This window comes from Microbispora sp. CL1-1 (assembly GCF_012034195.1).
Lineage (GTDB): Bacteria > Actinomycetota > Actinomycetes > Streptosporangiales > Streptosporangiaceae > Microbispora.
Genome location: NZ_JAATEK010000005.1, coordinates 1 through 22,791, shown reverse-complemented (window position 1 = coordinate 22,791; position 22,791 = coordinate 1). Strand labels below are relative to the sequence as shown.

Annotated in this window: 20 protein-coding genes; 12 read left to right on the top strand and 8 right to left on the bottom strand. The window is 71.8% G+C overall.

The window, feature by feature from the left end:
- Positions 1–113 precede the first annotated feature (113 nt).
- Positions 114–1,628 (bottom strand): LCP family protein, encoded by a 1,515-nt coding sequence (locus tag HCK04_RS07835; RefSeq protein WP_142646393.1) that lies wholly within the window; start codon positions 1,626–1,628, stop codon positions 114–116.
- A gap of 54 nt (positions 1,629–1,682) precedes the next feature.
- On the opposite strand from HCK04_RS07835, the gene HCK04_RS07830 reads away from it, so the two are divergent.
- A complete protein-coding gene (locus tag HCK04_RS07830) occupies positions 1,683–2,741 on the top strand; it encodes a glycosyltransferase family 2 protein (RefSeq protein ID WP_142646391.1) in 1,059 nt (352 codons plus the stop codon).
- Between the two features lie 114 nt (positions 2,742–2,855).
- Here HCK04_RS07830 and HCK04_RS07825 read toward each other — a convergent pair whose 3' ends face one another.
- Positions 2,856–4,706 carry a CDP-glycerol glycerophosphotransferase family protein gene (locus tag HCK04_RS07825; protein ID WP_142646389.1) on the bottom strand — a complete coding sequence of 617 codons (1,851 nt, stop codon included), beginning with the start codon at positions 4,704–4,706 and terminating at the stop codon, positions 2,856–2,858.
- 34 nt (positions 4,707–4,740) lie between these two features.
- Positions 4,741–6,147, bottom strand: coding sequence for a bifunctional cytidylyltransferase/SDR family oxidoreductase (locus HCK04_RS07820; RefSeq protein WP_185948938.1), 1,407 nt, complete (start codon positions 6,145–6,147; stop codon positions 4,741–4,743).
- A 168-nt stretch (positions 6,148–6,315) separates the two neighbouring features.
- Between HCK04_RS07820 and HCK04_RS07815 the strand changes: the two genes are divergently transcribed.
- From HCK04_RS07815 to HCK04_RS07790, 6 genes are all read left to right on the top strand, one after another.
- A complete protein-coding gene (locus HCK04_RS07815) occupies positions 6,316–7,824 on the top strand; it encodes a CDP-alcohol phosphatidyltransferase family protein (protein ID WP_260617161.1) in 1,509 nt (502 codons plus the stop codon).
- Entirely contained in the window at positions 7,821–8,486 is a 666-nt protein-coding gene (locus HCK04_RS43435) for a DUF5941 domain-containing protein (protein WP_142646385.1), read from the top strand. Before HCK04_RS07815 ends, HCK04_RS43435 begins: the two co-directional genes overlap by 4 nt.
- A 93-nt stretch (positions 8,487–8,579) precedes the next feature.
- Positions 8,580–9,311, top strand: a complete 732-nt coding sequence (locus HCK04_RS07805) for a phosphocholine cytidylyltransferase family protein (RefSeq protein WP_142622796.1) — start codon at positions 8,580–8,582, stop codon at positions 9,309–9,311.
- A gap of 44 nt (positions 9,312–9,355) precedes the next feature.
- Positions 9,356–10,396: an iron-containing alcohol dehydrogenase family protein gene (locus HCK04_RS07800; RefSeq protein ID WP_168065758.1), complete on the top strand. Its 1,041-nt coding sequence runs from the start codon at positions 9,356–9,358 to the stop codon at positions 10,394–10,396.
- Positions 10,374–11,132, top strand: coding sequence for a CDP-alcohol phosphatidyltransferase family protein (locus tag HCK04_RS07795; RefSeq protein ID WP_142646381.1), 759 nt, complete (start codon positions 10,374–10,376; stop codon positions 11,130–11,132). The genes HCK04_RS07800 and HCK04_RS07795 overlap by 23 nt, the downstream gene beginning before the upstream one ends.
- 180 nt (positions 11,133–11,312) lie before the next feature.
- On the top strand, positions 11,313–12,194 hold the full coding sequence (locus HCK04_RS07790) for a glycosyltransferase family A protein (protein WP_142646379.1): 882 nt from the start codon (positions 11,313–11,315) through the stop codon (positions 12,192–12,194).
- Positions 12,195–12,287: 93 nt separating this feature from the next.
- Here the strand turns inward: HCK04_RS07790 and HCK04_RS07785 are convergent, their stop codons facing one another.
- Positions 12,288–13,166, bottom strand: coding sequence for a GNAT family N-acetyltransferase (locus HCK04_RS07785; RefSeq protein WP_142646377.1), 879 nt, complete (start codon positions 13,164–13,166; stop codon positions 12,288–12,290).
- A 176-nt stretch (positions 13,167–13,342) separates the two neighbouring features.
- On the opposite strand from HCK04_RS07785, the gene HCK04_RS07780 reads away from it, so the two are divergent.
- Positions 13,343–14,308: an ion transporter gene (locus HCK04_RS07780; RefSeq protein WP_205829996.1), complete on the top strand. Its 966-nt coding sequence runs from the start codon at positions 13,343–13,345 to the stop codon at positions 14,306–14,308.
- 10 nt (positions 14,309–14,318) lie between these two features.
- Here HCK04_RS07780 and HCK04_RS07775 read toward each other — a convergent pair whose 3' ends face one another.
- Complete coding sequence (locus HCK04_RS07775) at positions 14,319–15,068, bottom strand: acetoacetate decarboxylase family protein (RefSeq protein WP_142646375.1); 750 nt, start codon at positions 15,066–15,068, stop codon at positions 14,319–14,321.
- Between the two features lie 149 nt (positions 15,069–15,217).
- Between HCK04_RS07775 and HCK04_RS07770 the strand changes: the two genes are divergently transcribed.
- The 4 genes from HCK04_RS07770 to HCK04_RS07755 all read left to right on the top strand — a co-directional run bounded on the left by HCK04_RS07770 (position 15,218) and on the right by HCK04_RS07755 (position 18,124).
- Entirely contained in the window at positions 15,218–15,586 is a 369-nt protein-coding gene (locus HCK04_RS07770) for a YciI family protein (RefSeq protein WP_142646735.1), read from the top strand.
- Positions 15,570–16,817 carry an RNA polymerase sigma factor gene (locus HCK04_RS07765; protein WP_142646373.1) on the top strand — a complete coding sequence of 416 codons (1,248 nt, stop codon included), beginning with the start codon at positions 15,570–15,572 and terminating at the stop codon, positions 16,815–16,817. Before HCK04_RS07770 ends, HCK04_RS07765 begins: the two co-directional genes overlap by 17 nt.
- Positions 16,818–17,099: 282 nt before the next feature.
- Positions 17,100–17,453: a hypothetical protein gene (locus HCK04_RS07760; protein WP_142646371.1), complete on the top strand. Its 354-nt coding sequence runs from the start codon at positions 17,100–17,102 to the stop codon at positions 17,451–17,453.
- The gene (locus HCK04_RS07755; protein ID WP_142646369.1) at positions 17,450–18,124 is read left to right on the top strand and encodes a hypothetical protein; all 675 of its coding nucleotides are present in this window, start codon (positions 17,450–17,452) and stop codon (positions 18,122–18,124) included. The genes HCK04_RS07760 and HCK04_RS07755 overlap by 4 nt, the downstream gene beginning before the upstream one ends.
- Before the next feature lie 7 nt (positions 18,125–18,131).
- Here the strand turns inward: HCK04_RS07755 and HCK04_RS07750 are convergent, their stop codons facing one another.
- The 3 genes from HCK04_RS07750 to HCK04_RS07740 form a co-directional block, all read right to left on the bottom strand.
- Positions 18,132–19,268, bottom strand: a complete 1,137-nt coding sequence (locus HCK04_RS07750; protein ID WP_142646367.1) for a glycosyltransferase — start codon at positions 19,266–19,268, stop codon at positions 18,132–18,134.
- Between the two features lie 67 nt (positions 19,269–19,335).
- Positions 19,336–21,672: an acyltransferase family protein gene (locus tag HCK04_RS07745; protein WP_142646365.1), complete on the bottom strand. Its 2,337-nt coding sequence runs from the start codon at positions 21,670–21,672 to the stop codon at positions 19,336–19,338.
- Positions 21,673–21,989: 317 nt separating this feature from the next.
- A partial coding sequence (locus tag HCK04_RS07740; RefSeq protein WP_142646363.1) for a LytR C-terminal domain-containing protein occupies positions 21,990–22,791 on the bottom strand: 802 nt, incomplete at its 5' end.

Genomic DNA, 22,791 nt, shown 5'->3' with positions numbered 1-22,791 from the left:
CGTCAAGAATTGACGCTCTCTCAGTTGGACATCAGTTGGCCCTCCAGTGGGTGGGACGGCGTTTGAGGGGGTGTGGCGGTGCCGCCGGTCCGACGCGAATGCTGGCCGGGCGGTTACTTCTTGCAGATGTTCTGCGTGGCGGTGCGGGCGGAGGGGGTCGCCTGCGGCGTGGGCGACGCGGACGCGGCGGCGCCTTCCGGCGCGGTGACCTTCACCTTCTTCACGTCATGGTTCTTCTGGCCGACCACCACCTCGATGCCGGCCACGTCGGGCTGCTCGCGCAGCTCGGCGCCCGGGATGGCGGCGGCCACCGTACGAGCCGAGTCCTCGCGGCCGGGCGGATAGCGGATGACCGTGGTGGCGAAGTCGCGGCGGGTCGTGTCGCCGGGAGGCGACGGCACCATGAACCCGGCATCGACGAGGCGGGCCTTCGTGGTCGCGCCGAGACCGGTGATGAGCGTGCCGTTGAGCACCTTGACCGAGATGCGGCCCGGCGGGATCGTGAGCGCCGTCGGAGAGGGCGTAGGGGAGGCCACAGCACCGGCCGACGCGGCGGGGCTGCCCGAGGGAGATGCCGAGGCCTTCGCCGAGGGCTTGACGAGGGGCTGGTCGGCGGCGATCCGCTGGAACAGGTCGCGGGCCGCCGTCTTGTCCCACAGCACCGCGGACTCGCCCGTGGGCGTGTGGTAGTTCACGTCGGCCAGCGGCACGGTCGCGAACGACACGTCGTCGGTCGAGACGGTCTTGAACTGGTTCACCATGCCGAGCAGGTTCTTCTGCAGGGCCGCGTCCACGGTGAGCGTCTTGAACGTCGAGTCGAGGAACCCGGTGAGCTTGACGGGATTGGCGAGCGTGCCGCCGCTGAGCGCCTTGCCGAGCAGCGCGGAGATGACCTGCTGCTGCCGGTCGATGCGGTCGAGGTCGGAGCGCGCCGTGGCCCTCGTGCGGGCGTACGCGAGCGCGTTGACGCCGTCCAGCGTGTACGTCCCCGGCTGGAGGTGCAGTCTGGTCTTCGGGTCGTCGATGGGCACCGGCGTGCAGACGGTGACGCCGCCCAGCGACTCCACGACATCGATGAACCCGAGCACGTTGACCTCGATGTAGTGGTTGATGCTCAGGCCCGTCGCCTGCTCCACCGTCTTCACGGCCAGCTTGGCTCCGCCGAACTGGTACGCAGAGTTGATCTTGTGCTCGCCCTTGCCGGGGATCGTCGTCCAGGTGTCCCTCGGCAGGCTGACGACGGTCACCCTGCGGTGGTCCTCCGACAGATGGATCACCATCATCGTGTCGGTGCGCTGGCCGACGTCGCGGCCGAGGTGGAGCTGGTTCTGCTGGCGCCTGGTCAGGTTGTCGCGCTTGTCCACGCCCACCAGCAGGATGTTCATCGCGCCCGTGGATTCGGCCTCGCTCGTCCCGGCGTCCACCGAGCGGATGCGGTTGAGCGCGTAGTTCGGCGCGAACCACGCCACGCCCGAGCCGATCAGCACGACTCCCGACAGCGAGCCCGATATGACCAGGGATCGGAGGCTCGTCCTCCGCCGGCGGGCGCGTTGCGCCGTCAGCCTAACCCCGCCGTACCCGTCGCCCCCTACGCGGACGCCGGAGTCCTCCTCATGGTCGCCGGGCATTCCCGTCCTCCGGTTGCCGTCTCCACCCCTCCGTACAGTAGCGTGAGCGCCGCCATGAAGCCCTTTCCCGACTCGCGACAGTCGAGCCAGAATCCCGCGCGGCCCTGGCCGCCGGTGTCGGTGATCATGCCGGTGCTCAACGAGGAACGGCACCTGCGCGACGCCGTACGGCAGGTCCTCGAACAGGACTACGAGGGCCCCCTTGAGGTCGTCATCAGCGTGGGCCCCTCCCATGACCGCACACAGGAGGTCGCCGACGCCATCGCGGCCGAGGACCGCCGTGTCGTCGTCGTGCCGAACCCCACCGGCCGCACTCCCAACGCGCTGAACGCCGCCATCGCGGCGTCCCGCAACCCCATCGTCGCGCGGGTGGACGGACACGCGATCCTGCCCCGCGACTACCTTCGTACGGCAGTGGAGACGCTGGAGCAGACCGGCGCCGACAACGTCGGCGGCATCATGGCCGCCGAGGGGATCACGCCGTTCGAGCAGGCGGTGGCCTGCGCCATGACCTCGAAGATCGGCGTGGGCAACGCGCGGTTCCACACGGGCGGGGAGGCCGGTCCGGCCGACACCGTCTACCTCGGCGTCTTCCGCCGCAGCGCCCTCGACCGGGTGGGCGGCTACGACGAGCACTTCCTGCGCGCGCAGGACTGGGAGATGAACCACCGCATCCGGGAGACCGGCGGGCTCGTGTGGTTCCAGCCGAGGATGCGCGTCACCTACCGTCCCCGGCCCAACGTGCGCGCCCTGGCCAAGCAGTACTTCCACTACGGCCGTTGGCGGCGGGTCGTCTCCCGCACCCACCAGGGCACGATCAACCTGCGCTACCTCGCCCCGCCGGCCGCCGTGGCGGCGATGGCGCTGGGCCTGGTGGTCTCACCCTTCTTCCTGCCCGGCCTGATCATTCCCGGGGGTTATCTCCTCGCGATCCTGGCGGGCTCGGTGCTCACCGGCCGCGGGCTGCCCGGCGCCGCGCTCGTCCGCCTGCCGCTGGTGTACGCCACCATGCACGTCTCGTGGGGGACGGGCTTCCTGACCAGCCCCCCGAAGCTCAGCAAGCCCCGCCCCAAGCCGGAGCGGGCGAGCCTAGAGGACCTCTTCGAAGACTGAGGTGTCGAGCGTGAAGCCGATCGGGTGGGGGACGAAGATCTCCCGCCCGAAGGGCACCGTCGAGGTCACCTGGTATCGCCCTTCCTTGGCATCCATAAGCTCTCCTCGGCGCGTTCACTCGTGTACGACAGGATCGAGGGCGCTCAGTCCGAGGGAGAGGGCGCGGGCCTCGGCCCGGGCGGCGGCACGCCGTACGGCCTCCTCGAAGCGGGCCAGCGGGTCGCGCTGGTCGGCGCCGAGCAGGTAGGCGCGCAGCGCCCGCCGGGCGGCGGCCATGTCGTCCTCTCCGGCCACGTCGAGGCGGCGCAGGATGTCCGGGAGCTCCGCCAGGTCGGGCCCGAGCAGGTAGGCCGCCCCGGCCGCCGGGTAGCGCTCGCGGAACCGGTCCTCCGGCAGGCCCGCCACGTTGGCCACGACGTACGGCTTGCCGCTGGCGACGAAGTCCGACACCACGCTGGAGATGTCCGAGATCAGCACGTCGGCCTCGTTGAAGCATTCGTACAGCGACGGCTCGCGGCCGGTCACGACGAGGTGCGGCATGCCGGTGCTCTCGGACAGCAGCCTGATGATCTTCCGGTGGGCCGTGCGGGCGGCCTGCGAGCGGTGACCGGTCAACGGGTGGGGCTTGTAGATCACCCGCACCGGCTCGTCGAGCAGAGCGCGCACGATCGCGGGGCCCATGGCGACGAGCGAGCTGTGGAACAGGTCGTCGCTCCACCCCTCCCACGTGGGCGCGTACAGGATGGTCCGGTGCGGCGCCGCCCCCTCGGCGTACGGGCTGGTGCGCCGCACCCCGGCGAGCTGGGGGCGGCCGACCTCCTCGATGGCCTCGTCGCGCACGCCCACCTGTGCGCGCAGGTAGCGGTCGCGCCCGGCCGGCCCGGCCACCCAGACCTCGTCGTACACCTTGGTGTACGGGTTGAAGGACGCCTCCTTGTCGCTGTCGCCGTGGCCGATGAACACGCTCCGCACGCCCGGCACCCGGAGCATGTGGATGTTGTTGCCGACGTTGGCGGGGAACAGCGCGACCCGCACGCCGTCGAGCGCGCGGAAGTTCATGAGGTCGACGGAGGAGGGGACGCACACCACCGGCAGCGTCGTCGATCCGATGGCCGTGACCTGGGCCCGCTCACGCAGCACCACGAGCGTCCTCGGGGTGATGCGCTCCAGCGTCCCGAGCCACATCGTGGCCTGGTAGGCCGCCGTGACCGGTCCGGAGAAGTACATGACGACCTCGGGCCGGTAGGCGGCGACCCACTTGTCCACGACCGCGAGCAGGCGGCGCCGGTCGCCCAGGTGCCTGGCCCGCCGCGCGTGCACGAGCAGCAGGGCCACCGCGACGACCTCCAGCGCCAGGGCCGCGGCGGCGCCCGCCGCGCCCGTCCAGCCCAGGCCCGCCGCCGCCCCGGCCGCGGCCGGCACGACCGCGAGCGCGTCGAGGTAGAGCAGCTTGGCGCCCCGGCAGGTGAGCAGCGCGCGCGGCGGCGCGGGCGGGATCCGCAGCGCGGGCAGGTCGATGTTGCGGGTCACCACCGGCATCTGGTTGTGCCGCCGGTCGACGTGCTCGGCGAGCCACGTCTGCACCGCACGCAGGCCGTGGAACAGGAACAGCCCGGCCGCGAACGCCGCGAACCACCACGGCCGTCCCGGGGCCAGCCGCGCCAGCATCACCACGACGGCCGTCTCACGCGACAGGAAGCGGACCGTGGCCCCGAGATGGGCCCGGCTCAGCATCGCCGCCGCCCGGCCGGGCAGCGCGATCTCCGCGGCGTACGACAGCGGCACGAGCAGTGCGAACGTCGCCGGCAGCGGCCACACGGCGGCCGTGAGCAGGGCCGGGTAGGACGCGAGCGTGAGCGCGGTGAACGCGCCCCTGCGCCCACCGGCCAGGCCTCTCAGCGCCGGTCGCCGGGCCAGCCTGACCAGTGCGTGCGGGGCCCTGCGCCCCCTGTTGTTTCCCCCCATGGGCGGGCGCCCGTCCCTCCGTTGATGGTTGTGTTCATCGGTTGAGCCGTACGTCCACGACCTGTCCCGTGAGGCGGGACAGCAGCACGTCGATGCTGGTGCGGGCGACGGCGGCGGGGGAGAGAAGCGTTCCGGCGGGTTCGTCGCCGAACGCGCGCAGCCGCATGGGGGTGGCGGTGCGCTCGGGGTTGACGCAGTTGACGCGGACACCCTGGCAGGCCCACTCGTCGGCGAGCGCCTGGGTGAGGTTGACGACGGCGGCCTTCGTCGAGGAGTAGAGGCTGTAGTCGGCCCGGCCGCGGGTGTAGGACGAGGACGTGTAGAGCAGCAGGTGACCGCGGGTCTCCATCAGGTATTTCACGGAGGCGCGGGCGATGTTGACCGGTCCGAGGTAGTTGATCCCGATGGTCTCCTCGATCGTGTGCTGCCCGGACTCGCCGAGCTTGCCCATGTGCAGCACGCCCGCCGTGTTGACGACGTAGTCGATCCGGCCGGTCTCGGCGTACACGCGGGCGAGCGCGTCCTCCACGGCGGCGACGTCCTCGACGCGCACGCCGTTCTGGCTGCGGGAGAACGAGTGGACGCTCGCGCCGTAGCCCTTGGCCAGCGCGACGATGTCCGCGCCGATGCCGTAGCTGCCGCCGAAGACCACGAGCGTGCGGCCTTCGAGCCCGGCCCGGTACGCGTCCTCGTCCAGCGCGGGTGCGGTGTTCTCGGCGAGCTGGAAGAGCTTGTCGGCGATGAAGACGTCGACCGGATGGGTGACCTTCATGTTGTGCTCGCTGCCGGGCACGATGTAGATCGGCACGTCGGGCAGGTAGCGCAGCACGACGCCGCAGTCGTCCGTCGTGGGCAGCGAGGGGAACTCGGGGTCGGCCAGGGCCCGCTCGTACGCCGCCCGGATCACCGACAGGCGGAAGCACTGCGGGGTCTGCCCCCGGCGCAGCCGGGAGCGGTCGGGGATGTCGCGGATGATGTCGCCGCGCGGGCCTGGGGCGGCCACCACGATCGTGTCGGAAGAGGGGATCGCCACCTCGACCGCCTCGTAGCGTTCGAGGGCCGCCACGCACTCGCTGATGATGCGGGGCTCGATCAGCGGCCGTACGGCGTCGTGCAGCAGCACGTCGCACTCCTGCTCGCCCAGCGCGCACAGCGCCCGCCAGGTCGTCTCGGTGCGGCTCGCACCGCCTTCGAGCACCCGGCCGACCTTGGTGTAACCGTTCCTCCTGACGATCTCCTCGGCCTCGGCGACGAAGCCGGGAGCCATCAGGACGACGACCTCGTCGATCTCCGGGTGGCCGTCGAACACGTCGAGGGTGTGCTCCAGGATCGTCTTCCCGGCGATCTTCAGAAGCTGTTTCGGGGTGTTGAGGCCCACGCGCTGACCGACGCCGCCGGCCAGCACCACCCCCACCCTGCGCAGACGCGATTCGGCGATCATGTTGTCCTCCCCGGAGGAGACCATACCCGTGCCGGAAGCCGGAGAAGGTGATTGCCACCTTGTGATCACTCGGTTACTTTGCGAGGTGAGCACGTGCGGTCAACGTGAAACGGGTTTCATATGGGGGCGGATCCGAGCAAGCCCGGTACGTCACGGGACACAGAAACGGTGGCGGTCGTCCTCGCGACCTCGCCGGCCGCCGGGCTGCCCTGGTCGGACGGCGCCCGATCCGAGGGCAGCCTCCTGGAGCGGCTCATCGCCCAGCTCCTCACGCTGCCGGTCCGCGAGGTGCTGGTCGTGGTCCGGAGCCAGGACGCCCAGGCCGGAGAGTGGGAGAAGAGCGCCGAGGGCGGCCCACGCCACCAGATCTGCGTCAGCGACGGGCTCGCCGAGGACCTGCGGATCGTGGCCAAGACGGCCCGCGCCTCGACCTCCCCGGTCGCCGTGCTGGCCGCCGACCTGGTCGCGCACACCGAGGCGCTGTCGCTGCTGCTCGAACATCCCGCGCGCCCGACCGGCGCGCTCGTCGCCAGTGGCGACCCGGCCCCGCTGCGTCCGCCCGTACGGACCGAGTGGGGCCGCGTCGTGTCGGCGGGCACGTCCTTCCACGAGGTCGAGTGGGCCAACGGCACCTTCCGCGGCGTCCTCCAGGTCGGCGAGGCCCACCTGGCCGGGCTGGCCGACATCGCCGAGGACCTGGCCGACCTGGCCCAGCGCCGCCACCTCGGGCGGGTCGGCGACGGCGAGGTCCCGGAGCTGCTGCTCACGGGCCTGGTGCGGGCGGGCGTGCAGGTGCACGCCGTCACGCTGAACACCCTGCACTGCGGGCGGGTCGGCACACGCCCGGCCGCCGAGCGCGCGGTGCGCGAGCTTGCCGACGTCGACGAGGCGCAGGCCCGGCTCGACGCCGCGGTGAAGAGCGGCGACGGCTTCTTCACCACCTTCTGCGTCAGCTCGTGGTCGCGTCACCTCATCCGCCCGGCCGCCCGTCTCGGCCTGACTCCGAACACGGTCACCGGCATCTCGGTCGCCTTCGCCGCCATCGCCGCGATCTGGTTCTCCGACGGCGGCAGGGCGGGGCTCGTCGTCGGCGCCGTCGCGCTCTACCTGTCGTTCGTGCTCGACTGCCTGGACGGGCAGCTCGCCCGATACACGCGCCGCTTCTCCCCGCTCGGGAGCTGGCTCGACGCGATCAGCGACCGGTTCAAGGAATACCTGGTGTACGTCGGCCTCGCGGCCGGATACGTGTCGGCGTCCCGGGAGCCGTGGGAGATCTGGGCCCTGGCGGTGGGCACGATGATCCTCCAGACGGTCCGCCACATGGTCGACTTCTCCTACGCGGGCGCGGTGGCCGACCGGGCCAGGGCGGCCGGGCTGCGGGCGGCGGCCCCGCGTTCGATGGCGGTGCCCTGGGACGAGGCGCCCGCCGCGGCCGCCGCGAAGGGCACCGGATCGGTGCTGGCGCTGTCGCGGCGGCTCGACGCGCTGAGCGGCGCGCGGGGCGTGGCCTACTGGGCGAAGAAGATGATCGTCCTGCCGATTGGGGAGCGCATGGCGCTGATCTCGGTGACCGCCGCGCTGTTCGACGCGCGGGTGACGTTCCTCGCGCTGCTTGGCTGGGGCGCGGTGGCCCTCGCCTACACGGCCGCCGGGCGGATGGCGAGGTCGTTCGCATGAGCCGTCGGCCCCGGGAGGCGGGCGGGAAGACGCGGGGCGCGATCTCCGTGCACATGACGCCGGTGCCGCGCAGCGTCGTGGTGGCCAACCGTGACGACGGCCCGCTGTCGAAGGCGATGGGGCTGCTCGTGGCCGGGCAGCTCCCGCCGCTGCCGCCCGCGATCGCGGGGGCCTTCGTGACCGCCGTGCTGCTCGTGCTCGGCATCGCCGGGGCCGACGACTTCGCGGTCTTCGCCCCGGCGGTGGCGCTGCTGCTGGCCGGGGCGGGCAGCGCCCACCGGCACGACGGTCGGCTCGACTGGCTGGCGCCCCCGATCCTGCGGCTGACCGAGTATGGCTTCATCGCCTCGGCCGGATTCGCCCGCTCCGTGCCGCCGGTGATCATCGTCGCGCTGCTCGGCGCGCTGGCATTCCATCACTACGACACGGTCTATCGGCTGCGCCAGCACGTGTATCCGCCGCCGTGGCTGGCGACGGCGGGGCTCGGCTGGGACGGCCGGATGCTGGTCGTCGCCCTGGGCGGCCTGCTCGGCCTGGTGCCCGTCGTGTTCGTCCTGCTGGCGCTCTACCTGTGGTGCCTGTTCGCCTGGGAAAGCGTGACCTGCTGGCTCGCCGCACCCCGCACTCCCGACGAGGCGGTGGAACCGGCGGCCCAGGATTAACGTCAGACCAACGGTGGATTACCCAATCGGGGTGCCGAGCCAACTAACCTTTGGGGTTACTGTCTGACGCTCGACCTCAAGGAGTGCGGGAAATTGCTCGGAATGGTGCTGGCCGCCGGGGCCGGACGTCGCCTGCGGCCGTACACCGACACGCTGCCGAAGGCGCTGGTGCCGGTCGACGGTGAGACCACGATCCTCGACATCGCTCTGCGCAACCTGGCGGCCGTGGACCTCCGCGAGGTCGTGGTGATCGTCGGCTACCAGGCCCAGGCCGTACGGGAACGGCAGGCCGACCTGGAGCGGCGCCACGGGGTGAAGCTCACGCTTGTCCACAATGACAAGGCCGAGGAGTGGAACAACGCCTATTCGCTGTGGTGCGCCCGCGACTACTTCTCCCAGGGCGCGCTGCTGGTCAACGGCGACACCGTCCACCCGGTGTCGGTGGAGCGGACCCTGCTGGCCGCAGAGAACACCTCCGACATCCTGCTCGCCGTCGACGATGTGAAGTCGCTGGCGGACGAGGAGATGAAGGTGACCCTGGAGGACGGCCGGCTGAAGCGGATCACCAAGCTCATGGACCCGGCCGACGCGTACGGCGAGTACATCGGCGCCACGCTCATCCGGCCGGGCGCGGCCGAGCGGCTCGCCGACGCGCTGAAGGCCACGTTCGAGCGCGACCCGCAGCTCTATTACGAGGACGGCTACCAGGAGATGGTCGAGCGCGGCGAGAAGATCGCCGTCGCCCCGATCGGCAAGGTCGAGTGGGTCGAGGTGGACAACCACGACGACCTCGCGAAAGCCCGTGAGATCGCGTGCCGTTACTGATTTCCGCGGTCTTGTGAGGAGTTCGCATGCCGATTCTGGCAAGGATGCTTCCCGCTCCCCTCTCGATGGAGGTGCGGCGGGGCGCGATCGCGCAGCTCGGGACCCTGCTGGCCGACAGCCGGGTGGCCACGTCCGGGCAGGTGGCGGTCGCGGTCGGCCCGAACCAGGGGGACCGGATCACCGAGGTCATCGCGCCCTCGCTCGGTGACGCCAAGGTCTTCCGGGTCGCCGACGGCACGGTCGACGCCGCCATCGCACTCGGCGCGGACCTGCGCAAGGGAGCGTTCGAGGCCGTCGTCGGGATCGGCGGTGGCAAGACGATCGACGCCACGAAGTACGCCGCCTCGCTGGCCGGGATCCCGATGGTCGCGGTGGCGACCAACCTCTCGCACGACGGCATCTGCTCGCCGGTGGCCTCCCTCGTCCACGACGGGGGCAAGCCGTCGTTCGGCGTGCCGATGCCGCTGGCGATCATGGTGGACCTCGACTTCGTCCACGACGCGCCGCAGTCCCTCGTACGAGCCGGTGTCGGCGACGTGGTGAGCAACCTGTCGGCGATCGAGGACTGGCAGCTCGGCCGGACCGAGCGCGGCGAGCCCGTCGACGGGGTGGCGATCTCCATGGCCCGTACGGCGGCCGAGGCGGTGCTGGGCCGGGCGGACTCCATCGAGTCGGACGCGTTCCTGACCGTGCTGGCCGAGGCGCTGATCATGTCGGGCATGTCGATGGTCATCGCCGGGTCAAGCCGTCCGGCGAGCGGCGGAGATCATGAGATCATGCATGCCGTGGACCAGCTTTTCCCTGGGACCGCCAACCACGGCGAGCTGGCCGGGATCGGCGCGGCCTTCTGCTTCTTCCTCCGGGAGGACTCCCACCGGCTCGGCCAGGTCGTCGGCTGCCTGCGGCAGCACAACCTGCCCGTCGCCCCCGGCGACGTCGGCCTGACGCACGAACAGTTCACCGAGGCAGTGATGCTCGCCCCGAGCACGCGGCCCGGCCGCTACACCATCCTTGAGCACCTCCGGCTGTCGGAGCACGAGGTCCGGGGGAGAGTTGAGGACTATGTCCGCGCCGTCGGTCGCTGAGCTTCGCGCGGTCGCCCAGCCGCAGACCACCATGGACCGCCGCAGCGGCGAGCACTGGGCCGGCCTGCTGTACATGCGGCGCCTGTCCATCTACGCCACCTGGCTGCTGGCCAAGACCCCCATCTCGCCCAACCAGGTCACCGGCCTGATGATCCTGTGCGGGGTGGCGTCGGGCGCCGTGCTCGCCATCCCGGGCTTCTGGGCGGCACTGGGCGCGGCCCTGCTCATCCAGGTCTACCTGCTGCTCGACTGCTCGGACGGGGAGCTGGCCCGCTGGACCGGCCGCACCTCGATCACCGGGGTCTACCTCGACCGGGTCGGGCACTACTTCGCCGAGGCGGCCCTGCTGATCGGGCTGGGCTTCCGGGCGTCGGAGACCCTGCCCGACTGGTACACGGTGATGGGCGTGGCGGCGGCGCTCGGCGCGATCCTGATCAAGTCGGAGACCGACCTGGTCGACGTCGCCCGCGCCCGGTCGGGCCTGGTGGCGACCACCGAGGCGGCGGCGCAGCAGTTCACCTCGCCCCGGCTCGCGCTGGCCCGCAGGGCCGCGGCGGCGCTGCGGTTCCACCGGGTGATCCAGGCCGTCGAACTGTCGCTGATCGTCGTGGTCGCGGCGGTGCTCGACAACTGGTTCTCCGCCACCCGCATCCTCGTGGTCGCCTGCGTGATCATCGCGGTGGTCCAGCTCGTGCTGCACCTGGTCAGCATCCTCGCCTCCCGGCGGCTCTCATGAGCGCGTCGAGTCCCGCGTGGCGTGCTGTCAGGCCGTACATTCACGGTTGGGTAGGGGTTTGGTGTCAGTTCCGATACCCTTGTCCGAAGGTAAACCAGGCAGATTCCGGATTGCCCGGCCATACAGACTCGGTGATCATGAAGTCGTGTGTAGTGCGCCCCATGTCGAGGCAGTGACGCGGTGAAAATCTCCTGTGTCATCCTCACCATGGGCAACAGGATCGCCGAGCTCGACCGGGCGGTGGAGTCCGCGCTCACCCAGACCGACGGCGACATCGAGGTGGTCATCGTCGGCAACGGCGCGGACGTCCCGCAGCTGACCGCCCGGCCGCTGCCCGGCACCGCCGCGACGATCAAGACCGTACGGCTGGAGCGCAACGCGGGCATCCCCGAGGGGCGCAACCGCGGCGTGCAGGAGTGCTCGGGTGACATCGTCCTGTTCCTGGACGACGACGGCTGGTATGCCAACTCCAAGGTCGCCGCGCACGTCCGCGAGCGGTTCACGCACGAGCCCGACCTCGCCGTGATCAGCTTCCGGGTGATGGACCCCGAGGGCGGCTCCGTGCAGCGTCGGCACGTGCCCCGCCTGCGGGCCGGCGACCCCGAGCGGTCGTCGCCGGTGACGACCTTCCTCGGCGGTGCCTGCGCGATCCGCAAGTCGGCGTTCCTCCAGGTCGGCGGGTTGCCGGAGAAGTTCTTCTACGCCCACGAGGAGACCGACCTCGCCTGGCGCCTGCTGGGCGAGGGCTACCGCATCGAATACGACGCCGAGCCGGTCATGTACCACCCGCTGGTGCTGCCGTCGCGGCACACGGACTTCTACCGGCTGAACGCCCGCAACCGAGTCTGGCTGGCCCGGCGCAACCTGCCGTGGCCGCTGGCGATGTTCTACCTGCTCAACTGGGTCGTGCTCACACTCCTACGCGAGCGCTCGATGCCCGCGATCAAGGCGTGGTTCCGCGGCTTCTTCGAGGGGCTGCGCGAGCCGGCGGGCGAGCGCCGTCCCATGGCCTGGCGCACCGCCTGGCGCATGCTGCGGCTCGGCCGCCCGCCCATCGTCTAGATCCGGACGAGCGGCCGGGTCCTCAACGTCCCGGCTCCCGGCCTCTCGCGCGCGGCCTCTCGCGCCCGGCCTCTCGCGCGCGGCCTCTTGCGCTCAGCCGAGCGCCGACATGAACGAGGCGACGAGACGGGACCGGTCGCCGGGGAGCGGCCGGCCGCCGTGGACCATGAAGGACGTCGTGGAGGACCGCGCCAGGCCGTGCCCGTCGAACCACGAGACCAGCTCTTCGTGACGGCGGTGGAGGTCGAGCCTGATCCGGACGTCCGCGCCCCGGGCCAGGCCGGTGACCAGGGTCCGGACGGTCGCGTCGTCCTCCGCGACGACCGGCCCGACGAACAATCGGTCGCCGCTCCGCCAGGCCGCCCCGTAGCCGGTGATCTCACCGTCCCGCTCGGCGACCCTGACCTGCTCGGCGAAGGCGAACAGGCGGGCCAGCAGGCGCGATCGGTCGGCCCCGAAGACCTCGACGTCCAGAGCGCACAGCGCGGCCAGGTCCCGCCCGGGCTCGGCGAGCCGGGTCGCGTTCCGGCCGGGGTCCGCCTCGCCGTACGGGCCGTCGCCGGCGTGGAAGCGGCCGACCCGGGCCTCGACCACGCCGACCGTCTCGAAGCCCAGCTTCTCGTACAGTGGCCTGCCATACTCCGTCGCGCACAGGAACACGGTCGCGTCGCCGGCCTCCGCCAGGACGTGCTCCAGGAGACGGCGTCCCAGCCCTCGCCCGCCATAGCGGGAGGCCACCAGCATCATGCCGACCGCGGCGGCCGTCGTGCCATACCGGGTGAGGACGGCCGTTCCCGCCAGCCCGCGGCCGTCCGGGGCGTCGATGCCGAAGCCCTCGCCGTTCTCCAGCAGGAGCCGCCACTTGCGCTCCTCCCTCGGCCAGGAGCGGTCCTGCGCCAGGTCGAGGCAGTGCGGCACGTCCGCGAGACCAAGACGGCGGACGGGCGGAACGGACGGGTCTGCGGGCTTCATGGCCACCTTTCCCTCGACTGCTCTCCGACGGTAGCGCCCCCGGCCTCTATGCCCGGAGCACGGCACCGCACAAAGTCGATCAAAGCAGGGTGCATGGCGCTACCGACCCTCCCTGGGAACGGAGGTCAGGGGCAAACTGTAGGATTTCGGGCGGTCACGCTGTCTGATCTTGGAGTGTGGGATTGCCCTTCCAGCGCGAGCGGCTCCGTGTCTTCATCGACTCTCCGGTCTTCCAACGTGCGGTCATCGCCGTCATCGCGCTGAACGGGCTCTCGCTCGGGCTGGAGACCTCGCACGAGCTGGCCGACCGATACGCCACGGCCTTCCTCGTGATCGACCGGGCCATCCTCGCCGTTTTCGTCGTCGAGATCATCCTGCGGATCGCCGTACACGGAAAGGCGTTCTTCCGCGACCCGTGGAACTGGTTCGACCTGGTCATCGTCGGGATGGCCCTCGTGCCGGCCTCGGAGTCGGTGTCGATCCTGCGGCTCTTCCGGTTCCTGCGGGTCCTGCGGCTGATCTCCGTCGTGCCGGGCATGCGGCGGGTCGTCTCGGCGCTGTTCGCGGCGCTGCCGGGGCTGGCCTCCGCCGTGGTCCTCCTGCTGCTGTCGCTCTACACGGCGTCCGTGATCGGTGAGCAGCTCTTCCACGAAGTGGCCCCGCGCTACTTCGGCGACCTCGGGCGGTCGCTGTTCACGATGTTCACGGTGCTCACGGTCGAGGGCTGGCCGGAGGTGGCCGAGGACGTGATGACGAAGGAGCCGCTCGCGTGGATCTTCTTCGCCACGTTCATCGTGATCACGGCGTTCTTCGTGCTCAACCTGCTCATCGGTGTGATCGTCTCCGCGATGGAGGCGGAGGTGAACGCCCAGCGCTGGAAGGATGACCAGGAGCTGGAGCTGCAGCAGCACATCGCGGTCATGAACGAGATCAGGGCGTTGAACGAGAAGGTCGACCGGCTGGCGGCCCAGCTGCCGGCGCTCGCGGACGCCGCCGCCCGGGACCGGCGCTCCTGCGATCATCAGCCGTCACACGGCGAGGCGCCCCAAGCAGAGGGGGGACGGACCGAGGGGGCACAGACCAAGGGGGCACAGACCAAGGGGGCACAGGCCGAGGCGGACGGCCGGCGTCAGGGCGAGTGACCTGGGGGCGTCACGCCGGTCCGGGCTCCTGGAAGGTCATCGACACGTGCTCGGCGGTGGCCGTCATCAGGGCCCGCCGGGGCAGGCCGAGCTCGCTCAGCTCCTTGGCGATGGGGTGGTTGCCCAGGCGGATGAGCGCGCCGCCCGGCCGCCAGCGCACCCCCCGGGCCCGGGCCGTCCAGGGGATGCGGCGGGTGACCCCGTCCAGGTGGGCGTAGGCGTCCGGCACGGGCAGTGCCTCGCCGAGCAGGGGCACGGGCGTCGCCGCGATGCCGGGCCTGAGCAGCAGGTCGACGACCATCCGGCCGTCCCTGCGCAGCAGGCACCGCTTGTACGGCGAGCGGAGTCGCAGGTCCACGTCGGCCAGCTCCTTGGGGAAGCCCCAGATGACCCGTCCGGCCTCCAGCGTGAACGCCTGGTCGACCGGCAGCCAGTGGACGAAGGCGCCCGATCCCGCCCCGCGCAGGTCTTTCAGCCCGGCCAGGAGCCCGGGCCTCGGCGGCGGGCCCGAGCCGTCCGGCCGTACGAGGAAGGTGACCCCGAACTCGTTGTAGGAGCCGAGATCGGAGTCGTGGTAGCGGACGAACACCAGCGAGCACAGGGCCTTGCCCGGCAGGACCTCGGTGACGTCCATCCTGGAGTACGCGAGGACCGCGCGGGCCGCGTCGGCCCGCACGAGGTAGGCGGCGACGCAGACCGACGCGTCGCGGACCTCCACCGGCGTCTCGACCCTGCGACCCTGGACGAGATGGCTTGCCATGCTCCCAGTACAGCAAGCCGGGCGGCCGGGCGACAGCCGTACGGCGGCAAGGTTGTGCCAGTCCTGGTGTCGATTCGGGGGGTGGCCGGTCGTGTAGAAGGTGAACGGGCCCGCATCAGGCGGGCCTCACCGAGGAGGTGGACGAGGCCATGAGGCACTATCTGCTCAGCATCCAGCAGCCCGACGGCGACGCGCCCCCGCCGGAGGTCCTGGAGCCGATCATGCGGGATCTGGCGGTCCTCAATGAGGATCTGCGCGCCGCGGGGGCATGGGTCTTCTCCGGCGGGCTGCACGATCCGGGCACGGCGACGGTGGTGCGGGTGCGCGATGGTGAGGAGCTCGTCACCGACGGCCCGTACGCCGAGGGCAAGGAGCACGTCGGCGGGCTGACGATCATCAAGGCGCCCGACCTCGACGCGGCGCTCGAATGGGGGCGCAGGCTCGCCCGTGCGACCACGCTCCCGGTCGAGGTGCGCCCGTTCGCGGGCATCGTGGAGGGCGATGACGACCGGCGATAGGGACCTCGACATCGAGCGGGTGTTCCGCGAGGAGTACGGCCGGGCCGTCGCGGTCCTGGTCCGCCACTTCGGCGACATCGACGTCGCGGAGGAGGCGGTGCAGGACGCGTTCGCCGAGGCGGTGCGGCGCTGGCCGCGCGACGGGCCGCCGCCCAGCCCGGCCGGCTGGATCATCACGACCGCCCGCAACCGGGTGATCGACCGCCACCGGCGGGAGTCCCGGCGTGCGGACAAGCAGGCGTGGGCGGCCCTGCTGCACGCCCCGGGCGACGCGGGCGGCGAACCGGCCGACGAGGAGGGTCCCGTGCACGACGACCGGCTCCGTCTGATCTTCACCTGCTGCCATCCCGCGCTCGCCCCGGCCGCCCGGGTCGCGCTGACGCTGCGCCTGCTCGGCGGCCTCACCACGGCCGAGATCGCGCGGGCGTTCCTGGTCCCCGAGCCGACCATGGCCCAGCGGCTGGTGCGGGCGAAGGCCAAGATCCGCGACGCGGGGATCCCGTACCGCGTCCCGCGCGAGGCCGACCTGCCCGACCGCCTCCGGGCAGTGCTCGCCGTCGTCTATCTGATCTTCAACGAAGGGCACACGGCGAGCGCGGGCGACCGGCTGGCCCGCGAGGACCTGTGCGCGGAGGCCATCAGGCTCGGCCGCCTGCTGGCCGCGCTGATGCCCGACGAGCCGGAGGTCATGGGGCTGCTCGCGCTCATGCTGCTCGTCCACGCCCGCCGCGACGCCCGCACCACCCCGGCCGGCGACCTGGTGCCGCTGCCGGAGCAGGATCGCGGCCGGTGGGACCACGCGCTCGTCTCCGAGGGCCAGGGCATCGTGCGGGCGTGCCTGCGGCGCGGCAGGCCGGGACACTACCAGATCCAGGCGGCGATCAACGCCGTCCACGCCGACGCGCCGGTCGCCGCCGCCACGGACTGGCGGCAGATCCTGAGCCTGTACGACCACCTGCTCGCCCTCGCCCCCAACCCGGTCGTCGCCCTCAACCGCGCCGTCGCGGTGGCCGAGGTGGACGGGCCGCAGGCCGCGCTCGCCCTCGTGGACGATCTCGACCTGGACGGCTACCACCTGTTCCACGCCGTCAGGGCCGACCTGCTGCGGCGGCTCGGCCGGGCCGGGGAGGCCGCGCGGGCGTACGAGGCGGCGATCACACGCACGCGGAACGCCTCCGAGCGGGCGTTCCTCGACCGGCGCCTGCGGCAGGTGCGGGAACTGCCGAGGTAGAGCAGGACGGCGAGCACGCGGCGGTGGTCGTCCTCCATGCCGGGCAGCCGATCGCAAGCGCCGTGCCGTTCAGCGCCGCCGTTGCGTCGCCTGCGGCAGCGGCAGCACCCGGGGCGTACGTGAGCAGGCGGGGGAGTGCCGCGAGAGCACACCGCAGGCCGCGAGGCGGCCGGAGTGAATGCGTGCCAGCACGGAGATCCGGCCAGGGATAGCCCGGATCCGCCGGCGGGGCCGGTGCGCTCACACTGCGGACATCGGTATCCGATCCGCATCTCAGGAGGCATGGTGAAACGCTCGGTTCTCCTCGTCACAGGCCTGGTCCTGGCCGGCCTGTTCGGTCTCGTCGACGTGGTCTCGCTGCCGCTGGGCGACGGCGAGCACCCGCCGTTCGCGGTGGCGCTCCTCGACGGCGTGCTCGGCCTGATCACCGTGGTCGGCGTCGTGCTGGCCTGGCGCGGCAGCCGCGCCGCGGTAGTGGCCGTGGTCGTCACCAGGCTGCTGTCGGGGCTCACCGCGGTGCCGGCGTTCTTCGTCGACGACGTCCCCACACCGGCGATCGCGACGGCCGCGGTCGGCGTCGTGCTGACCCTCGTCTGCGTCGCGTTCCTCGCCCCGGCTCTGCGGTCCCGCACATGACGCCGCCGCGCACTCGTCATCTGCCGCTCGCCCTGGCGTTGTTCACCGCGCCGTTGGGCTTCGTCGTCGCCAACGCCGCCTACGCCTGGGCCACCCGCGCGGGAGGAGACGACAGCACCGGGGCGAACGCACTGGCCCTGGCGTCGGCCCATCCCGGCCTCTACCGCCTCGGCTCGCTCGCCGCCATGGTGGGAAGCCTGCTCATGGTGCCGGCCATGCTCGGCGCGAGGCGCCTCATCGGCGACCGGAGCCGCAGGCTCGGGTTCCTCGGCACGGTTCTCGTGGCAGCGGGATACATCTGCTACTTCGCGATCGCCTTCAACGGGATCGGCAACGTCGTCATGGCCGAGCGTGGGGATCACGCCGCCGATTACGCGGCGGTCATCGACGGCGTCGAGAGCGAGCCGACGGTCGTCTGGGTGTTTCCGCTCTTCGCGCTCGGCAACCTCGTCGGCACGCTGCTGCTCGGGCTGGCCCTGCTCCGCGCCCGCGTAGTGCCGATCTGGGCCGCCGCGGGGGTCGTCGCGTGGCCGCCGCTGCACGTGATCGGCCTCGTTACCGGCTCCGAGTGGTTCGAGGTCGCGGGCGCGGTCACCCAGGCGGCCGGCCTCGCCGCCGCCGGGCTGCGCCTGCTGTCCGCGCCACCCGGCTCCGGCCGGCCCGCGGCATGAGGGGCGGTCAGGCCGGGACCGTACGGCTCGGGCTCAGGGCCGGGACCGTGTCCGGGGCCTGGGCCCACCGCTCCAGCAGGGCGACGAACTCGCCGGCCACGGCGGGCCAGTGGTAGTGGTTCAGCGCCTCGGCGTGGCCCCGGGCGCCCATCTCGGCACGCCGTTCGGCGTCCTCGCGCAGGCGGAGCACGCTCCGCACGACCGCGTCGGCCACCTCGCCGACCTCGCCGAACGGGACGATCGTCCCGCAGCCGGCCCGCTCCACCAGGGACGCCGCCATCGGCAGCGGGGTCGTCACGACGGGGACGCCGCGGGCCATGTATTCGATGATCTTCGTGGGCATCGAGTGGCGATGGTTCGGCACGTCGTGCAGCAGGGACAGCCCGGCCAGGGCGCCCTCGGCCATCCGCAGCGCGTGGTTGTTGGGGACGTATCCGAACCAGTCGAGCAGCCCCGCGCGCTGCGCGTCGCGCAGCATCGGACGCACCTCGGCGTCGGCCGGCCCGATCAGGTCGAGGCGGATGCCGTACGGCCGGAGCCGCCGGGCGACCTCCACCATCTCGGCCGCGCCGCGCGCGAGGGAGATGTGGCCCACGTGGACGATCCGGTTGTCCCCCGGCGGCGCGGGCGGCGCCGGCGGCACGTACGTGTGGTCGGGCACGACGGGATGCGCGCCGGGGAAGCGCGCACGGTAGGACTCCTCGGCGAGCATGAGATGGACCCGCCGCTCCGCCCGGCTCTCGATCGCGCGGATCAGCGGCGGCAGCACGCTCCGCACCGGCCCCGGCAGATACGTCTTGGCGCCGAGCGCCGCGATCGTGTCCTCGTGGACGTCCCAGACCGTGGGAGGCCGGCGGCGCGGCAGCGCGAGCAGCAGCTCGATGTCGTGCACGAGCAGCAGGTCGGCGTCTCGGGCCGCCGTGCGCAGGGCGGAGGCGGCGGCCCGCAGCGCCTTGCCGCGGCGCAGGCCCACGGCCCGCGGCACGTCGACGGCCCGGATGCCCTGCCGCGGCGTCACGTTGCAGTGGCTGAACGGCGCGACGAAGGTGACCTCGTGACCGGAGTCGAGCAGCGCCCGGATCTGCCGGTGGGTGATCCGGGCGTCCTCGGGATGATGGACTGTCGTGCCGACGCATACCCTCATGGAGGAAGGCTGACCGCACCGTCCGAAATGACCGGATGTGCCGGGTGAATGCTCCTCGAAATGCGGCTTAACTTCCGGTGCTCGCCGGCTGCGCCGGCCGCGCGCTCGGCCTCCGGTACAACCAGGTCAGCCGGGGTTCGAGCAGCCACTTGAACGCCGTACGGGTGATCGGCAGGCACAGCACGATGGCCAGCGCGAAGCAGGAGCACGCGATGGCCGCCACGCCGAGCGGGCCGTGCAGCCAGGAGAAGCTGAGCCAGCCCATCTCCTTGGCGATCATCACCGGCACGCCGTGCAGCAGGTAGCAGTAGAGCGTGCGGGTGCCGAGGTCGGTGAACCACGTCTGGCGCTTGGGGACCAGCGACATCACGGCCGCCGACATGGCCAGCGCGGCCACCAGCAGGGCCGTCCGCAGCATCATGCCCTTCCACCAGACCAGGTGGAGGGTCTTGTAGCTGTTCTTGTAGTAGATCGGGCCGAGCTTGATCGAGTAGTTCTTCACCAGGAAGATCGCCACGGCCGCGGCGCCCAGCAGCACGAGCGCCGACAGCACCATCACCCAGCGCTTCTTGAGGAAGTCGAAGACCTCCGGCTTGAGCACGAGACCGAGGACGAAGAACGGCATGAGGCCGAAGAAGCGGTCCATGCTGAAGTCGCCGGAGAGCTGGGAGAACCCGGCGAACAGGTATACGACGATCGAGATGATGAACGGGTACTTCATCCGCTTCCACACGGGTGTGGACAGCCGCCAGAACAGCAGCGCGAGCAGATACCAGTTCAACCAGGCGGGGTCGGTGATCGTGATGCTGAACTTGTGCCCGAAGGCGGTGCGCAGCACGGCGTACCCCAGCTCGACGATCACGTACGGTACGAGGAACGTGTCGACGAGCTTGTTGGTCTTCGCGTTGGAGTTCCAGAAGTTCCTGGACAGGTAACCGCTGACGATGACGAACAACGGCATGTGGAAGACGTAGATGAACAGGTACGCCGCCCGCGAGGAGTCGGCCGCCAGCGTCGGGACCAGCGAGTGGCCGATCGGCACCAGGGCGATGCCGACGAACTTCACGTTGTCGAGGTAGGGGTCGCGCGGCTTCTTGGCCCGGGGCGCGTGCTCCCGCGCGGGCTCGCCCTCCGCGCCGTCACGCCGCTTCGCGCCGTGGGCGGACGGGTCGTCCGGCCGGGCGGGCGCGGCCTCGGCCCAGGCGGGCAGCGGGGCGCGCAGCGGCTTGCCGAGCGGGCCGGTCTGGCGGGGGTCGTTCGCGCCGCCTGAGCCGTCCTGGGAGCGCCGCCAGGGGTCCCACTGGGAGGGGTCGGCGCCCTGACCCAGCCACGCGGGGGCCGGCGCGTACGGCGCGGCGCCGAAGGGGTCGTCCGGGGTCACGGCCGGGCCCGCGCCGGACGGGCCGGTGCCGGCCGGGCCGGTGCTGGACGGGGGAGTGTCGAGGAAGGGGTTCGCCGTCCGGCCGGCGGCCGCCGGCGGTGGCTCGGGGAAGCCGGGAGGTTCGGGGAAAGCGGGAGGTTCGGGGAAACCGCCGAAGCGCGTTCCCGCCGTGTCGGCCCCGGCGCCGAAGACCGGGGTGGGGAAGGCCGGGGGCTCGCCGAAGGGGGGCGTGGGGGCGTCTGGGCCACCCTGTGCTCCGGGGCCTGCCTGTGGTCCGGACGAGCGCCGGGCGGCGCCGGGGAACGCGTCCGCGAGGTTGCGGGGGCCGTTCTCCGGGAACGCCTGGGGCCACGCCGTGGGACTGTCGGCGGCGCCCATGGGCGAGGCGGCGTGCTCCGCGCCCTGACGAGCCGTGTCCGCGCGATCCGGGCCCCGGCCCGCGGAGAAGTAGTCGAAGCCCTCCGGCTGCGGGGCGGACGCGGGTGGCATGCCCATGCGGGAGGCGCCCGGCCGGCGTGGCTTCCGTACGGGCAGGGGCGGCTTGTCGTCCGGTGCGGACGTGCCCGGTGTGGAGGTGCCCGGTGTCGAAGCGCTTGGTGTGGAGGCGGTGGGAGTCGGGGCGGCGAGGGGAGCGGCACCGGTGCTCCGCGGCTTGCGCACCGGCAGCGGCGGCTTGTCGTACGGCGAGGCCCCGGCGGGTGCGGAACCGGCCGGCGCGGGGCCTTCGGGGTTCCCCGTCTCGGCGGCGCCTGTCGCGCTGCCCGCCGCGCTGCCAGTGCTGCCCGGGCCCCTCTCACCGGCGCTCTCGTCGCCGGGCGCTCGAAAGCCGCTCTCGTGACGCCCGTGCTGCTCCGCTTCCGGACCACCCGTGGTCTTCGGCTCCCGCCGCGGCAGGCCGCCGCCGTCCGGAGCGGGCCAGTCTCCGGTGATGCGGCTTATCACTCCGGTGGGAGCCTCTTCGGCGTCGGGGTCGTTGCCTTGTGGAGATCCGGGAACCGGGGCGTGATGGCGGGAGTCACTCACGGGAGAAACGCTCAGCTATCTGTTGGGAGGCTCGGGGGAACGGCCACGCATGGCGTAGCGTCGCCGCGTCCTTTCGGACACTAGCGAAGGCGCCCCGGCGCATAAGCCCGAACGGGCGAACAGGGCGCGTCCGCCAGGTGTTCACCCTAACGTTCTTGAACGCGTATGTCGCCTCTGGGGCCGAACGAAGCTCTTGTGGCTTCTGTGAATCCCGGTGTCAGAACGCCGGAAACCGGCAGACCGCCGGAAACGGAAACGGGCCGGGGCTCCGCGTCCTCGTGGACGACGCAGGAGCCCCGGCCCGGCCGTGGCGCGGTTCAGGTCGCGCAGGGGTTGGTGTCGGCGGTGATGGCGTTGTCGCCCAGGTCGATGGGCGAGCGGACGCCCTTCCAGTCGGCGCCGACGACGAGCTGGATGATCGGCCCGCGCACCTTGCCCTTGGGCGCGTCCGGCGGGGGCGAGGACGGCGTGAACGGCGTGACCGGGCCGCTCGCCACCTTGCCGGTCTCCGGGCTGACGGGGTTGAGCAGCTTGCCGACCAGCATCTTCGAGTAGTTCCAGCCCTGACCGGTGTAGCGGACCATGGTCTTCGGCTGGTCGGTGCCGTCGGGCTTCCTGGCGTCGCCGACGCCGACGACGTTGAAGCCGAGCGCGGAGAGCTCCTCGGCGACCTCCTTGGCCCGCCCGGCTGTGTTGGTGCCGTTGAACACCTGCACCTTGACCTGCTGCGGCTTGGTGACCACCGGGCCGGACGGCGAGGCGGCCGCGGTCGGGGTGGCGCTCGCGGTCGGGGTGACCTCGGTGTCGTTCGCGATGGCCTTGAAGAGGTTGCCCGCGGCCGGCTGCTTCCACTGGACGCGGTTCTTGTCGGCGACGTACGGCTCCCACGGCACGGTGGTGGCCTTGAAGCCCTTCGCCGAGAGCTTCTGCGCGCTCTGCGCGATCTTGATGAGCTCCTCGGTGTTGAGCGCGTCGTCCATCGTGACGGACTTCGCCGCGGCGGCGATGAAGTTCTGCAGCTTGCCGACGTCGGTGAGCAGGGCGCTGCTGGTCGCCTTCTTCACGACCTGGGAGATGAAGACCTGCTGGCGCTTGATGCGGGAGATGTCGCTGCCGTCG